Consider the following 16,470-nt stretch of genomic DNA (forward strand, 5'->3'; position numbering starts at 1 on the left):
TTACCTATACATCCTATAGATAGAACAATATTGATAGTCACCTATTTTTGTTATTATAATTGAATATGAGGAATGTTCAGAAATTATCTTATGATGAAAAAGGTATTAGAGGGGGAATTGTCCAAAAGGAGAAAATGAATTCTTTGGAATAATAGAGTTTCATACTTAGAGTTCACAACATAAACGTGCATGAATAGGTTATGAGATTCATCTGGATTATTGAAAAAAGGATATATATTAGAATATTTTTTGGAGGTAGAAGCATGGCTAAAATTACTGTAGGAACTGAAAATCAAGAACCAATTGAGATATATTATGAGGATCATGGCACAGGAAAACCAGTTGTACTCATTCATGGCTGGCCGTTAAGTGGTCGATCTTGGGAATACCAAGTTCCAGCTCTTGTTGAGGCTGGATACAGAGTTATAACATATGATCGTCGAGGATTTGGAAAATCATCTCAGCCATGGGAAGGGTATGAATATGATACCTTTACTTCTGATTTACATCAACTATTAGAACATTTAGAGCTTCAAAATGTTACACTTGTTGGTTTTTCTATGGGTGGAGGCGAAGTAGCCCGGTATATTAGTACGTATGGAACAGATCGTATTGAAAAGGCTGTTTTTGCTGGAGCAGTTCCTCCATATTTATACAAATCAGAGGATCATCCTGAAGGGGCATTAGATGATGCAACAATTGAAGCATTCAAAAGTGGTGTGATTAATGACCGACTTGCATTTCTTGATGAATTTACTAAGGGATTTTTCGCGGCTGGTAATCGAACAGATTTAGTTAGTGAGCCATTCCGTTTATATAATTGGGATATTGCAGCCAGTGCATCACCTAAAGGAACGCTTGATTGTATTACTGCCTTTAGTAAGACAGATTTTAGAAAAGACTTGGAGAAGTTTAATATACCTACTCTTATTATTCATGGTGATTCAGATGCAACTGTACCATTTGAATATAGTGGGAAATTAACACATGAAGCAATTCCTAATTCTAAAGTAACGTTAATAAAGGGTGGTCCACATGGGCTAAATGCAACGCATGCCAAAGAATTTAATGAAGCACTCCTATCATTTTTAAAGGACTAATTACAACTATATAATTGTTAATTGATAAATTATAAACAAGTAAAAATAAATCTAAAAAAAGATGCTCTTGGATAAATCCAGGAGCATTTTTTAAATGGTGATATTGAGATGTTAGGTTGATAAATCTCCATTAATTTTGGATTGAATACTCTTCTTAACAGCTAAAATATATTGATTAGAGTTTTTTAGATTTCTTAGAAGTATTGTTATATTACTATCAAGATAATATTTTGAATAATCCTCAAAACAAAGAAATATACATTTTTTTGAGGAAGAAATATCTTGTCAGAAAACAATAAAATCTTATTAATTTTTATAATTGGTAGAATTTTTGTGGAAATAATTCTCTTAATATATTAAAATAACATCGTATTATGTCAGATTTTAATTAGGGGAGAGAAATTTTATGTTGAAAAAAATCATTCCAGTTGCTTTAGCATTAAGTACAGTTACTTTTACTAGTGTATTTGCTATGCCTTCAGCCCAAGCAAGTACAGAACCAAACCGCTACATAGATGTACAAATGCTCGGTATTAACGATTTTCATGGGCAACTAGACACTGTAAAAAAAATTAACAATAAAGATGCAGGGGGAATTGAGTACTTAGGGGCTTATTTACGTGATCGTGAAAAACAAAATCCGAATACATTAAAGGTACATGCTGGAGATGTTGTTGGAGCAAGTACTCCTGTTTCAGCATTATTACAAGACGAACCTACGATTGAATTTCTAAATGATTTGAAATTCGATGTTGGAACGATAGGAAATCATGAATTTGATGAAGGTGTTGAAGAAATGAACCGCCTTATTTATGGTGGATACCATGAGAAAACAGGAAATTTTAAAGGAGCAAAATTTCCATATGTTGCTGCAAATTTCTATAATAAATCCACCGGTCGTTTATTTTTACCACCATTCACTATAAAAAAGGTACAAGGAGTTCCTGTTGGATTTATCGGAGTCGTAACAACGGATGTTCCTAACCTTGTTATGCCTACTATGCTAAAGAATGTAGAAATTACAGATGAAGTTGAAGCTATTAACAAATCCGTAAAGCAATTGAAAAAACTAGGCGTTAAATCTATCGTTGTTCTTGCACATAACGGAGGTATAACAGATGGGGACGGCGTAACAAATGGTGATATCGTCCGATTAGCAAATGAGACTGATCCAGAAGTCGATGTTATTTTTGGTGGCCATAGCCACACTTATGTAAATGGAACTGTTAATAATAAACTTGTCGTACAAGCAAATTCATATGGTATGGCTTTTGCTGATGTTGATGTAAAGATTGATCGTAAAACACAAGATATTGTTGAGAAAAAAGCAGAAATTGTTACAACTTATCATGAAGGCATAGAGCCTGATAAAAAAATAAAGAAGAAGATGGAGAAATATCAAGCAAAAATCGCACCTCTTGTTAATGAAGTTGTAGGTAAGTCTATTGCGCCACTAGATCGCAAACTCAATACGGCTGGTGAATCTACTCTTGGAAATTTAGTTGCTGATGCCCAGCGTACAACAATGCAATCCCAAATTGCACTTATGAATCCTGGTGGTATTCGTAATGACTTAGATGCTGGTGATATTACATGGGGAGAGATATATGGTATTCAACCATTCGGAAATCAATTAATAAAAGTAAATTTAACAGGTCAAGACATTCGTGATATTTTAAATCAACAATGGCAAAAAGACATAACAAGAATGCTTCAAATTTCAGGGATCCAATACACTTGGGATGCGAACAAGCCCAATGGAGAAAAAGTAACAAGTATTCGCTTAACAAATGGAGAAGAAATTATTCCTTCTAAAACTTACAGCGTCGTTGCTAACGCATTTCTAGCTTCAGGTGGAGATGGATTTGTATCCTTTAAAAACGGTAAAGATGCTGAAACAGGACCAACTGATTTTGAAGCATTAGTAGATTATATAAAAAAATCAAAAGAACCAATTCAGTCTGTTATTGATGGAAGAATTCAAAAAATAAATTAGGTTTTTATTAATCTCAAAAACAAATAGATTACCTGTGCACTATACTTTTTCGTGTGCAGGTAATCTATTTTTTTGATTTGAAATAGTCTAACTGTGGCCAATGGGTATACCGTCTAGATGCAGAGTGCCGAAAAAAATGAAGTGAACAAAAAATAACCCCTAAATTAACTCTATGATAAAGAGACTACAAACAATCAAAATTTGGAACTTCATATTAACCATATATTAACTACGTTAATAATACATACTGAAATTGAATACTTTAGATAACATCATTTATAACGAATATCTGTACATTATAATGTTATGCAATGAGGAATTTACAATACAATGAATTGAAGCTTATTTAGTTTTATATTCGTATAAGTGAATTAAGAATTTCTTAAGAACCTATTAAGAAATAAGTGAGTTTTAGGAACTAGAATAAATGTATCTTAACAGTAATAAGAAAATGAATGTTTTAAACGGAAGTTGGCAGAGTATGTAAAAAAGCTATAAGTAAATATTTCAGGAGGTTTTTTATGAAAAAGAAAATAATTATTGCAATTGTTGCTTCTGCTATAACAATGACTCATTTTGTAGGAAATACTTATGCAGATTCGAAAACAGAGGTTTCTGTTACAGCTCCCTATAATACAAATCAAATAGCGAAATGGTTAGAAGCACATGCAAAGCCTTTAAAAACAACTAATCCAACTGCATCTCTTAATGATTTGAAACCACTTAAGGATATGGTAGGTTCAGCTTCAATTGTAGGTTTAGGTGAAGCTACGCATGGGGCTCATGAAGTTTTTACGATGAAACACCGCATTGTTAAGTATTTAGTATCTGAAAAGGGCTTTACCAATCTAGTTTTAGAAGAGGGATGGGACAGGGCCTTGGAACTTGATCGATATGTTCTTACTGGTAAGGGAAACCCAAGCCAACATCTAACACCTGTATTTAAGACGAAAGAAATGCTAGATTTACTTGATTGGATTCGGCAATATAATGCTAATCCAAAACATAAATCGAAAGTACGTGTCATCGGGATGGACATTCAATCAGTAAACGAAAATGTTTATAATAATATAATAGAATATATTAAAGCGAACAATTCAAAACTGTTGCCTAGAGTAGAAGAGAAGATAAAAGGGCTTATTCCTGTAACAAAGGATATGAATACTTTTGAAAGCCTTACGAAAGAAGAAAAAGAAAAGTATGTTTTAGATGCTAAACAAATTAGTGCTTTATTAGAGGAAAATAAAAGTCATTTAAATGGAAAATCTAAAGAGTTCGTATGGATAAAGCAAAATGCTCGTATTATTGAACAGTTTACTACAATGTTAGCGACACCTCCTGATAAACCAGCGGATTTTTATTTGAAACATGATATTGCAATGTATGAAAATGCGAAGTGGACTGAAGAATATTTAGGAAAAACCATTGTATGGGGACATAATGGACACGTTTCGAAAACAAATATGCTTTCTTTTATATACCCTAAAGTAGCAGGGCAGCATTTAGCAGAATATTACGGAAAACGGTACGTATCTATTGGAACGTCAGTTTATGAAGGACAATACAATGTGAAGAATAGCAATGGTGAATTTGGCCCCTATGGAACATTAAAATCGGATGATCCAAACAGTTATAACTACATTTTTGGACAGGTCAAAAAAGATCAATTTTTTATTGATTTACGTAAGGCGAACGGCGTGACAAAAACTTGGTTAAACGAACAACATCCAATTTTCGCTGGAATAACTACCGAAGGGCCTGATATACCAAAAACTGTTGATATATCATTAGGTAAAGCGTTTGATATACTTGTTCAAATTCAAAAAGTGAGTCCATCTCAAGTACATCAATAAATTTAGAATCATGTGCCTTAATGACAAATTTCATAGTGTGTCATATAACACTATGAAATTTGTTTTATATAACAAGAAGAATAATCGCATTAGAAAAAATCAGCAGTTTAACCTGTTAAGAGTAAAACGAATCTTACAATATGTAAAGCGCAAAAACACTGAAGCGAAAAGCATCGGTGTTTTTTGCGCTTTCGGGCACAGATGCTACTTCAATCCTATTGTAGAAGTGATTTTGTATGTAAGGAATTTGTAAGGAATAGGTAAGAAAAAAGAGATTTTCATTGTGTAGGATAAAAATATAAGGAGGCATGAAGGGGGGAACAAGTACGGCCTACATATAAAACAAATAATCAGTAACAAGAGTGTTTTAAGGAAAAGAAGTAATTTCTATGGTTAATATGTATGTGGAAAAAGAGTGATTTAGAGATTGTTAGAACACAATGGTGTTTGTGAAAATAATGATTAGTACGTTGATTGTAAATTCAGTGTTGACTTTTATCATTAGGAGAGTTGATAGCTGTGTGGTTAGTATATGAGACAGCTATCAGCCATCAATACAATTTAAATAGAAGAGAGGAATTCTTTATGAAAACACGGAGTAAAATTACATGTGCAAGTCTAGCACTTTTAATAGGTGGAAGTTCCCTGTTATACATAACACCAACATTAATTATAAAAGCAGAACCTACGCAAAATGTATCTAGTTCGTTACAAACAAGTACGCAAAGCGATCGTACTTCCGTTAAGAAAGCAATGCGAGATGAACTGCAACTTGGATACCCGGGAATACTCGCTAAAATTTCTAAGGGGGGTAAAACTTGGAGTTATACAGCTGGGGTAGCGGATCTGAAAACTAAGAAACCAATGAAAGCAGATTTTCGCTTTCGCATTGGCAGTGTGACGAAAACGTTCATTGCAACAGTTCTACTTCAATTATCTGGAGAGAACCGTTTGAATCTAGACGACTCCATTGAAAAATGGTTACCTGGTGTTATTCAAGGAAACGGATATGATGGTAACCAGATTACGATCCGGCAAATATTGAATCATACAAGTGGTATTGCTGACTATATAAATTCAAAAGACTTTGATATTACGGATATAAAAAAATCGTATACGGCTGAAGAATTTGTAAAGATGGGGATTTCACTTCCCCCAGACTTTGCTCCAGGAAAGGGTTGGTCTTATTCAAATACAGGATATGTAATACTAGGAATCCTTATTGAAAAAGTAACAGGAAACAGCTATGCGGAAGAGGTTGAAAATCGGATTATTGAACCGCTTGATTTGTCAAATACATTTCTACCTGGTAATTCAAGCGTGATTCCAGGCACCAAGCATGCCCGTGGTTATTTGCAACTAGACGGAGCGAGTGAGCTAAAAGATGTTACTTATATTAACCCAGGTAGCTCGGATGGAGATGTGATTTCTACTGCTGACGACTTAAACAAATTCTTCTCTTGCTTACTAGGTGGCAAATTACTGAAGGAACAGCAGTTAAAACAAATGCTTACTACAGTTCCTACAAATAGAGAGGGAACCGGATATGGTCTTGGAATACTTGAAATTAAGCTTCCGAACGGTGTCTCGGTATGGGGACACAGGGGGGCCGTTCCAGGGTTTTCCACTTTTGCTGGTGGAACACTTGGAGGTAAACATACACTCGCTATCAATTCGAACAGTTTAAACCTTAATAACCCGGAAGTTTTTAAAAACATTTTACTTGCTGAATTTAGAAAGTAGGAAAAACGGATAAATTTTTTCATTTGTAATTTCCATCGGAATGGATTACCGCTTGAAAGAGTATAGAGGGATTAAGTATCTATAATTGTGTAGGAGGAGCATTTGCAAAATTAGAAATTGAAATAGATTCAACCATTAAAGATAATATTAGCGGGAAAAAATTGAGGGACATTAAGGATTTTGTGAAGAAGACTTCAAAAATGAACTGAAATCTAATAAACAACGTAAAAGCTAAAAGATTTTCACTGTGAGAACATCTCAAAATATTAAATTGATGGTAACTTTGTTGTAGCTCTTTAAACATACCTATATTAAAACCCAAATATCTCAGCATTAAATTGAGAAATTTGGGTTTTTCTAAAGGAATCAATTTTTTAAAAAATTTTTAGAAATTTAAAGATAAAGTATTGTATACATGTAAGTATGATTAAAAATGAAAAGTTGTAAATGCTAAATTTAATTAAATATGCCTTACTCTCTTTAACATTGGCCTGAATGAATAGTTTATAGGAGATTACACTGGCTAAAGATGCGATAATTGTTCCAAGTCCTCCAATATTTACTCCTAGTAATAAAGCTTTCCAATCAGAAGTAAAGTTTGATAGAAGAATTGAAGTAGGAAAATTGCTAATCAATTGACTCAAAAATATGGAACTAAAGAAGACTGAAGTATCTCCTCTTAAATTAGCGCGAGCAAATGTCCCCAGTGCATCGGAATGGGAAATGTTTCCGATAAAAATAAAAAAACAGACAAAGGTTATTAGAAGAAAGTAATCGATCTTAAATAGTAAGTTTCTATCTAACGTAAATGCTGCTATCAGTGTGACTATTAGCGCAATGTAATAATTAATGACACCAAAAATAGATGCAATGATAGTGATAAGTATCAAAATCCAGACGGTAGCTTTTTTTCGATTTTTCACGGTAATAACAGGTAGTTCTATTTTCAAATCTGTTTTTTGAAGTTTTTGAGTAAATATAAATAATAAACTAATTCCAAGTACAGCTAAAAGCAGAATTGAACCTAAAAATGGGATGAGCTTAATTCCATAGTAAGAATATAGGTATAAATTTTGTGGGTTTCCCATAGGCATCAAGCTACTACCGATGTTTGCTGCAATTGTCTGCAGGATGATTGTATCCATCATGTTCATTTGTGTTTTTTTACTAATGACAAGTGTTATTGGTACAAAAGTGAGGAGAGCAACATCATTTGTTACAAACATGGAGCAAATAAAGCATAACAAAATTAGAATAATAGATATTGACCTGCTGTTATTGCATTTATTTAAAATCACAACGGCAAGTTTGTCTAATATCTTTAGCTGTTCCAAGGCCTTAATGGCTACCATCAGATTAAATAAACTAATTAACACTTCAAAGTTAATATATTCGATCTTTGGCGAATGTATTAAGCAACTGACAATTGCTAGTATCAGTGAAATGGTAAGTACTAAATCCTTTTTAAAAAATTCGAATTTCATAAGGAGTCTTTTTTTATTTTGAACAAATACTATTTCTTTCACAATACACCACCTGTAATTTATGTTAGTAAATATACGTTTTTGGGATAACTCGATATTGCTAGAAAAGAGGATGACATAAGGTCCTAAATAAGAGTTTTGTAATGTTTCATCCCTTCAACAAAATCCTTTTTTTCTTAGTGTCTTTCATGTTGTAAATATGTGCAATATAGACGAATCCAGCTAGGGGGATTAATTGAGAAAACAAATGTTTTTTGTATGATACCATAAATAAATTAAATGTTTTATTTTTTAAATATTCCTATAATATTCCGTTGATTCTTGATTTCAAATAATTTATATGAACTTCTAAAAGAGAAAAAGTATGCATGTTTATATGAAGAAAATAGAGGCTTGTCAAAGGTTAGGTAGAACAGCATCCGCGACGTTTGGATACTGTATAAAATTCACAAAATCTCACTGTTTTTTTAGATGAAAAATCTTAAAAATTTTTTTGTTTTTATAAAAATCTGTACTTTTTCGTAACATTCTGTACTTTTAATTATAAATTAAAGACAAGCTTCTCTTAGTTGAAGATTGAAAGCGCTTCATAGTTTTTCTATAAATTTTTTATCTAGCCTATTTTTGAGATTAGTAGTGAGAAAGGAGATACTTTCATGTTCTTGAGAAAATTAACAAATAACCAGTTAATCACTATTGATTTTAGGATTTAAATGTAAATCACCGGTAAACGAAACAAACATAATAGTACAACAACATTAGTGGATAAGAATATTAGTTTTACAGAAGGGAATAGAGCAACGGGTGTATAAACGTTAAGTTCTTCAAAATTTCAGCTTTACAGTTACATGTTGTGATGTTTGCTTAACAGGTCAATCCTATTAATATAGAAAACTTTTATCCTTGTTGTATTTGAATATGAAAGAGGTATTTATACCAGGAAATATAGGTGATTTTATATAGATTATGATATAAAAATTTTGGCATGGAGTGATGATATGGAAAGGTTTTTTGTAGAGTTAGTCGGATCAACAAATGATTTTTTATGGTCTAAATTGTTAATTATTATGCTTGTTATTTGCGGAATTTATTTTACATTTAAATTGAATTTTGTACAGTTTCGAATGTTAAAAGAGATGGTCCGTGTATTAATGGAGGGGAAAAGTGGTTCTAAAGATCAAATCTCTCCTTTTCAAGCGTTTTGTATTGGTATGGCAGCCCGCGTTGGAACAGGGAATATTACAGGAATTGCGATTGCAATTGCATTAGGTGGTCCTGGAGCTGTATTTTGGATGTGGATTATTTCTATTATTAGCTCGGCCTCCAGTTTTGTCGAAAGCACATTAGCACAGATATATAAAGTAAAAGATAAAACTGGTTTCCGCGGTGGTCCATCCTATTATATGGAAAAAGGGTTGAATAAACGTTGGATGGGAGTATTATTCTCTATTTTAATCACAATTACTTTTGGTCTTGTATTCAATTCAGTACAATCAAATACAGTTACAATTGCTTTTCAAAACTCATTTGGTACAGATCGTCTAACAGTTGGGATAATCATGGCCATTGCTTTCGCTGCGATTATTTTTGGTGGTGTACAACGTATTGCAAAAATGGCTGAATACAAGGTGGTATTTTTAGCAGTATTATACATTGGAGTTGCATTATTTGTTGTAGTTACCAACATATCAAAAATGCCGGAAGTTCTTTCTCTTATTGTTCAAAACGCATTTGGTTTTAAACAAATAGCAGGCGGTTCAATTGGTGCAGCACTTATGAATGGAGTTAAACGCGGTTTATTCTCAAATGAAGCTGGTATGGGAAGTGCACCAAACGTTGCCGCAACAGCAACAACAAGTCATCCGGTGAAACAAGGACTGATTCAAGCATTTGGTGTATTAACGGATACACTAATCATTTGTACTAGCACTGCCTTTATTATTTTGCTGTCTGATGCATATAAACAACCGGGGTTAAATGGTATTGCACTTACACAAGCAGCATTAAGTGAACACATAGGTCCTTGGGCATCGGGTTGTCTTGCTATCTTTGTTTTTTTATTTGGATTTGGTGCGTTGATTGGCAACTATTATTATGGTGAAACAAATATTCGCTTTTTACATACAAGTAAAGTGTGGTTAATGATATACAGAATAAGTGTGTTGGCTATGATTGTATTTGGTTCTGTTGCAAAGATTCAAATTGTATGGGATTTAGCGGACTTATTTATGGGCTTTATGGTTATTATTAATTTAATTGCTATTACCTTACTTTCAAAAGTAGCATTTGCGGCGTTACAAGATTATATAAACCAGAAAAAAGCTGGTAAAGATCCTATTTTTTATAAAGAAAACATTAAAGGGCTTGAAAATATTGAATGTTGGGATAGTTATGAGAAAACTTCAAAAAAGAAAAGTGTGTAATAAGAAGGATATTCAGACTGCAATATGTCTGAATATTTTTCTTGGTTCTAGTGCAAATATTATTGATTATAGTAAAGAAAAAATCATTCTATATAAAGTTAATAGTACGGGGGAATATGATTAAATGATAAAGGATTCTAGCGTTCAAGTTGAGGGGCAAGAAAAAGTTTGCTTAGATCAATGGGTAGCTCATTATCGAGCGTATGCAGCTAAGGGACGAAGCGCCAGTTATATTCCCGCTCTGGGGGAAATAAATGTATCGCAGTTAGGTATTTGTATAGTAAAGCCAGATGGAACAATGATAAAATCAGGAGATTGGGAGATACCTTTCACATTACAAAGTATATCAAAAGTAATCGGTTTTATAGCCGCTTGTTTAAGTCGCGGTATTTCTTATGTATTAGAACGAGTTGACGTAGAGCCAACTGGAGATGCCTTTAATTCAATTATTCGTTTAGAGATACATAAACCAGGAAAACCTTTTAATCCTATGATTAATGCTGGAGCGATTACGATAGCTTCACTTTTGCCAGGGACATCGGTGCAAGAAAAATTAGAATCTCTATACCTATTAATTGAAAAAATGATAGAGAAGCGTCCCGTTATTAATGAAATAGTATTTCAATCAGAATGGGAAACGGCTCATCGTAATAGAGCATTAGCATACTATTTAAAGGAGAATGGTTTTCTAGAATCAGATGTGGAGGAGACACTAGAGGTTTACCTAAAACAATGTTCGATTGAAATAAATACAGAAGATATTGCCTTAATAGGGCTTATACTAGCACATGATGGATATCATCCTATTCGCAAAGAACAAGTGCTCCCTAAAGAAGTAGCTAGGTTAACAAAAGCTTTAATGCTAACTTGTGGAATGTACAATGCTTCTGGAAAATTTGCTGCTTTCATTGGATTACCAGCTAAGAGTGGGGTATCCGGCGGAATTATGACACTTGTTCCCTCAAAATCTAGGAAGGATTTATCGTTCCAAGATGGATGTGGTATTGGTATTTACGGACCAGCCATTGATGAATATGGGAATAGTTTACCAGGAATTATGTTGTTAGAACATATTGCAAAAGAATGGGATTTAAGTATATTTTAAAAAGGAGCACAGATATTTTGGTGTTAGAGCGAGTCCAAAAGTGTTCAGACCTTATATTGTGTCTGAACATTTTTGAGTTATAAAGTATCTTTCTAAAGTAGAAGGGTGTAATGAATACTCACAATCTATAATGCTTTCGTTTATATCTTATTTATCAGTTTTTGAAAAAAATAGAGTAAGTATTGTATTAATGCAAATAGGTTTGTATACTGACTGTTAGGCGAAAGTGAGAAGTGATTATTTTGAATCTTAGTAATTTAGTAAAAAAAGACATCTATATTCTCGTTTTAATGATACTTACAGTACCCTTAGTAGGTGAAATAAAGTCATTTCCTTTAAATGAAACATTTAGAATGAGCTTTGGCGCACCAACATTTTTCTTTTTTTTGTTATTGTTTCGACGAATTCCAGCATTTTTACCGGGTTTTTTAACAGCGATAGTCGTGGTAGTATTTCGTATCTCAATGGATGTCATTATAAAGGGAAATATGGATTGGCTAGCCGCTTTTCATACTCACTATCCTAGTTTTTTCTTTTATTTTACTTATTCGTATCTCTTTCATTTAGCAAAAATCAAACGTTTTTATCATCAACCACTAATGATTGGTTTTATTGGTTGCATGATTGAAATACTGTCAGACTGTGTGGAATTAATGATTCAATATTTTGTATTAAAAACATCAATCACATCCGAGGCAATAAATGAGATCATTGTTATCGCATGTTCCCATAGTTTTATAGTTCTAAGCTTTTTCAATATGATGAAATTGTATGAAGCGCAATCAAGGGAGAGACACATAAAGAAACAAAATGAACACATGCTCATGCTTATCTCTAATTTATATGAAGATGCTGTTCATTTAAAAAAAACATTACAAGATGCTGAGAATATAACAAAAAAATCCTATGATTTATATAAAACCTTAGACTCTTTTGAGCACAAACAGATGGATTTTCAGTTTGGGGATTTAAGGCAACAGGCATTACAAATTGCTGGTGAGGTCCATGACGTTAAAAAGGATAACCAACGTATTTTTGCGGGACTTTCAAAACTAATTTCTGATGAAAGTTTTACAGATTATATGTCTGTACATGAACTAGTAAATATCATTATACGGGCAAATACGAAATATGCACGCTTGCTAGAGAAAGACATCCAATTTTTGTATAAAATTGATGGTGTGCATCCTCATTATCATATTTACACAATCTTATCTATTATAAATAATATCGTTACAAACGCTGTAGAAGCTATCCAAGGTATGGGAACCATCACAATTGACATTAATAAAGACCACCATTTTGTTGAATTTCAAATAGGCGATAATGGTCCTGGTATTTCTTCAAAATATAAAGATTCAATTTTTGAGCCTGGGTTTACTTCTAAATATGATGATTTAGGCAACCCATCGACAGGTATCGGATTATCGTATGTTAAAGAAATGGTCGAACAACTTGAAGGTGATGTTACGCTTGAGGACAGAACCGAAGGAAAAGGATCAATTTTTATAATTAGATTAGGGATTGATCATATAATTTCGAAAGGGTGATTCTATGTATTTTTATATAGTAGATGATGAAAAAGCGGTTCGCTCAATGTTGGCTCAAATTATCGAGGATGAAGATCTTGGGGAGGTTATAGGAGAAGCTGAGGATGGTTTATCTTTAGAGCAACAAATGCTAATCCTTAAAAATATAGACATTTTATTTATCGATTTGTTAATGCCGATTCAAGATGGAATAAAAACAATCCGTCAAATAAAACCTTCGTTTAAAGGGAAAATCATCATGGTCTCTCAAGTAGAATCAAAAGAATTAATTGCTGAAGCTTATTCGCTTGGTGTTGAATACTATATTATTAAGCCAATTAACCGGATTGAAGTATTAACAGTTGTTCGGAAAGTCATTGAACGAATTCGTTTGGAAAAATCGATAAAAAACATTCAAGAATCGCTTAATATGGTACTAAAATTGGATAGTAATTCAAGTGCACAAGAAAAATACCGTAATGAAAAACATTTAAATACTTTTAATCATTTTCAAAATTCCATTCATTTTCTTTTGTCTGAATTAGGAATAGCCAGTGAAAGTGGAAGTAAAGATTTAATGGATATGCTAGATTATTTATATAAATATGAACAAGATAACACGTTGGAACAAGGCTTTCCCTCACTAAAAGAGATTTTTATGAATTTGGCTCAAAAAAAACTTGGGGATTCAGCTGAAGATGCCGAATTAAAAAGGTTCATAGAAGCTTCCAAACAACGGATTCGGAGAGCAATTTATCAATCATTAAACCATTTAGCATCCCTTGGACTTACTGATTTTTTAAACCCGAAGTTCGAAAATTATGCTTCTAGATTTTTTGATTTTACTACCGTAAGGAGAAAGATGACAGAATTGAATAATGAACCAACATTACCTGCTCGTATTGATACGAAAAAATTTATTCAAGTTCTTTATTTTGAAGCAAAACGAATACACCTGGAATTAAGATGATAAATGCTTGCTAATTATTATTTTCGATTAATAGATTGATAATTGTTTTCATGTTATTGGTTTTATATAGTTTTTCTAAGAGAGGATTTTCCTTTATTTCATATTGGTTTTAAAATCAGAAAATTCCGTATCGATTCGGTAGAAATGTACTAACTTAAAACAAAAGAATATGTATTTTTTACACATTAATATTCATTTAAAAAAACGAGTATTTCCACAATAAAATATAAATACATAGTAAGTTGAATTTAAAAAAAGATGCTATCTTCTAGCATCTTTTTTTCTTTAAGAGGAAATATCATTAATACTTATATTATTTGAAATTCAAATGCAGGCATATAAATAAGGGAAAAGGAGATAATATTTAACAAATTATAATTGGAAATGGTATTTTAGGTCAGAAATGTTTTTATACTAACTAGGTTATTTGTACTAAATAAGCATAATGTCTCGCTTTTCTGCTCTTTAATCTTATCGTTATTTTTTATTAAGTACATATCGTTTTTTAGAAATCTCAATCCTAGCAGAGTATATAAATTGGGTGATAAAAATGTGGAACATAATTACTTCTTATCTTCCAGATTGGAAAGTCTTTGTACAAGCTTTTATCTTGTTTTTAATTCCGTATACTATCTCAAGATTTTTTCATTGGGTTCGTATGTCAGAGAAAGAGTGGGAAGAATGAGTTGGTGGAAGTCAAGAGACAAACAAGTGAAAAAAAATAATATTCAAAGTAAAACGAAACAAGAGCATAAACCATCTCAAAATGCAAACGTTCATTTCACAAATGATTTTGCCTCTAACTTAGAACTTATAAAGCAACAAATCGGACATAATTCTGATGTTCGCTTTCGGAAGTTTAATATTGGACGCACAGACATTCAGGCTGGGATCGTTTTTGTTGATGGTCTATCAGATAAAGAGATAATTGACAAACATATTATGAAATTACTAATGGATGATTTTTCTGATGAATATAAAAATGAATCTTCTTATGTGGAGGGGACTGTTTCAAAAGAATATATTAAAAATAAAGTTCTTACAATTAGTGAAGTAGCAGAAGTCCATTACATAAAAGATTTAATACCCAAAGTATTGATAGGTTCAACAGCTCTTTTAATTGATGGTTTAGCAGATGTGTTTATTCTTGGTACAACAAAAGCAAATAAACGAAATATTGAAGAACCAGTATCGGAGGCATTAGTCAGAGGGCCACGGGTCGGTTTTACTGAAGTATTAAGTGATAATACCTCACTTTTGCGACGACACTGTGCGGATGAGAACTTATCATTAGTAAAGCTACCAGTAGGAGAACGTGCAAAGAAAGAGTTAGTTGTCGCATTTATTAAAGATCTTGCTAGTACAGAATTGGTGGATGAAATAAAAAACAGAATTCAGAAAATTGACATAGACAGTGTACTCGAATCTGGTTATATAGAGCAACTTATTGAAGATAATTATCTCAGTCCTTTTCCGCAGATTCAAAATACAGAACGACCTGATCGTGTTATTAGTGCTTTAATGGAAGGTCGAGTAGCTATTTTGTTAGATGGAACACCATTTGTTTTAATTGCGCCAGTTACATTTAGTATGCTGCTGCAATCACCAGAAGATTATTATGAAAGGTGGCTTCCTGGTACGCTTCTCCGTTTATTACGCTTCATGACAGCTTTTGTTTCATTATTTGCTCCAGCACTGTATATTTCTTTTATTTCATTTCATCCAGGATTAATTCCCACTAAGCTCGCTATTTCTATTATCGGATCGCGAGAAGGAGTTCCTTTTCCCGCTTTAATAGAAGCGTTAATTATGGAAGTAGCTATCGAAGTTTTGCGGGAAGCAGGTTTACGTCTGCCTAAACCAATTGGACCTGCAATGGGAATTGTGGGCGGTTTAATAATTGGTCAGGCTGCCGTAGAAGCAGGAATTGTTAGTCCAATAATGGTTATCGTTGTTGCGGTAACAGCTATTTCTTCTTTTACTATTCCGCAATATAGTGTGGGAATTACGTTACGCATTCTTCGTTTTATAGCTATGTTTTGTGCTGCGATATTTGGCTTGTATGGAGTTATTCTCTTCTTTCTTTTACTTTGCAGTCATTTAGTGAAACTGAAAAGTTTTGGCGTTCCTTATACCAGCCCTGCTGTTCCATATCGATTCAGTGACTGGAAAGATTTTATGGTTCGCATGCCATTAAAAATAATGAGACGTAGACCGAAAATAATGCATACCAAAAAAAATATCCGCAAAAGGTAGCTGATGACGAA

General features: G+C 32.9%; 10 protein-coding genes and 1 pseudogene. 10 read left to right on the top strand and 1 reads right to left on the bottom strand.

All coding sequences use genetic code 11. The annotated features are described in order from the left end of the window. Nucleotides 1–263 precede the first annotated feature (263 nt). From ACTFRY_RS08700 to ACTFRY_RS08720, 5 genes and pseudogenes are all read left to right on the top strand, one after another. Nucleotides 264–1,100 carry a bromoperoxidase gene (locus ACTFRY_RS08700; protein WP_086409998.1) on the top strand — a complete coding sequence of 279 codons (837 nt, stop codon included), beginning with the start codon at nucleotides 264–266 and terminating at the stop codon, nucleotides 1,098–1,100. Between the two features lie 406 nt (nucleotides 1,101–1,506). Further along, complete coding sequence (locus tag ACTFRY_RS08705; protein ID WP_016118211.1) at nucleotides 1,507–3,096, top strand: bifunctional metallophosphatase/5'-nucleotidase; 1,590 nt, start codon at nucleotides 1,507–1,509, stop codon at nucleotides 3,094–3,096. 521 nt (nucleotides 3,097–3,617) lie between these two features. Continuing rightward, nucleotides 3,618–4,949: an erythromycin esterase family protein gene (locus ACTFRY_RS08710; protein WP_098616802.1), complete on the top strand. Its 1,332-nt coding sequence runs from the start codon at nucleotides 3,618–3,620 to the stop codon at nucleotides 4,947–4,949. Between the two features lie 585 nt (nucleotides 4,950–5,534). Continuing rightward, the gene (locus ACTFRY_RS08715; RefSeq protein WP_000857797.1) at nucleotides 5,535–6,692 is read left to right on the top strand and encodes a serine hydrolase domain-containing protein; all 1,158 of its coding nucleotides are present in this window, start codon (nucleotides 5,535–5,537) and stop codon (nucleotides 6,690–6,692) included. A gap of 110 nt (nucleotides 6,693–6,802) precedes the next feature. Then, a pseudogene (locus tag ACTFRY_RS08720) lies at nucleotides 6,803–6,901 on the top strand (cytochrome P450); the annotation flags it as partial. Between the two features lie 165 nt (nucleotides 6,902–7,066). Here the strand turns inward: ACTFRY_RS08720 and ACTFRY_RS08725 are convergent. Beyond that, nucleotides 7,067–8,218 carry an anion transporter gene (locus ACTFRY_RS08725; protein WP_016118209.1) on the bottom strand — a complete coding sequence of 384 codons (1,152 nt, stop codon included), beginning with the start codon at nucleotides 8,216–8,218 and terminating at the stop codon, nucleotides 7,067–7,069. 956 nt (nucleotides 8,219–9,174) lie between these two features. Between ACTFRY_RS08725 and ACTFRY_RS08730 the strand changes: the two genes are divergently transcribed. From ACTFRY_RS08730 to ACTFRY_RS08750, 5 genes are all read left to right on the top strand, one after another. Next, on the top strand, nucleotides 9,175–10,599 hold the full coding sequence (locus ACTFRY_RS08730; RefSeq protein WP_000439283.1) for an alanine/glycine:cation symporter family protein: 1,425 nt from the start codon (nucleotides 9,175–9,177) through the stop codon (nucleotides 10,597–10,599). 124 nt (nucleotides 10,600–10,723) lie between these two features. Further along, nucleotides 10,724–11,704, top strand: a complete 981-nt coding sequence (glsA, locus tag ACTFRY_RS08735; protein ID WP_098616801.1) for a glutaminase GlsA — start codon at nucleotides 10,724–10,726, stop codon at nucleotides 11,702–11,704. Between the two features lie 233 nt (nucleotides 11,705–11,937). Further along, nucleotides 11,938–13,254, top strand: coding sequence for a sensor histidine kinase (locus ACTFRY_RS08740; protein ID WP_000584792.1), 1,317 nt, complete (start codon nucleotides 11,938–11,940; stop codon nucleotides 13,252–13,254). A gap of 4 nt (nucleotides 13,255–13,258) precedes the next feature. Beyond that, complete coding sequence (locus ACTFRY_RS08745; protein WP_000274074.1) at nucleotides 13,259–14,203, top strand: response regulator; 945 nt, start codon at nucleotides 13,259–13,261, stop codon at nucleotides 14,201–14,203. Nucleotides 14,204–14,884: 681 nt separating this feature from the next. After that, nucleotides 14,885–16,459 carry a spore germination protein gene (locus ACTFRY_RS08750; protein ID WP_000119228.1) on the top strand — a complete coding sequence of 525 codons (1,575 nt, stop codon included), beginning with the start codon at nucleotides 14,885–14,887 and terminating at the stop codon, nucleotides 16,457–16,459. The last annotated feature ends 11 nt before the right edge of the window (nucleotides 16,460–16,470 follow it).

The organism is Bacillus cereus group sp. MYBK195-1 (assembly GCF_051916605.1).
Classification (GTDB): Bacteria; Bacillota; Bacilli; order Bacillales; family Bacillaceae_G; genus Bacillus_A; species Bacillus_A cereus.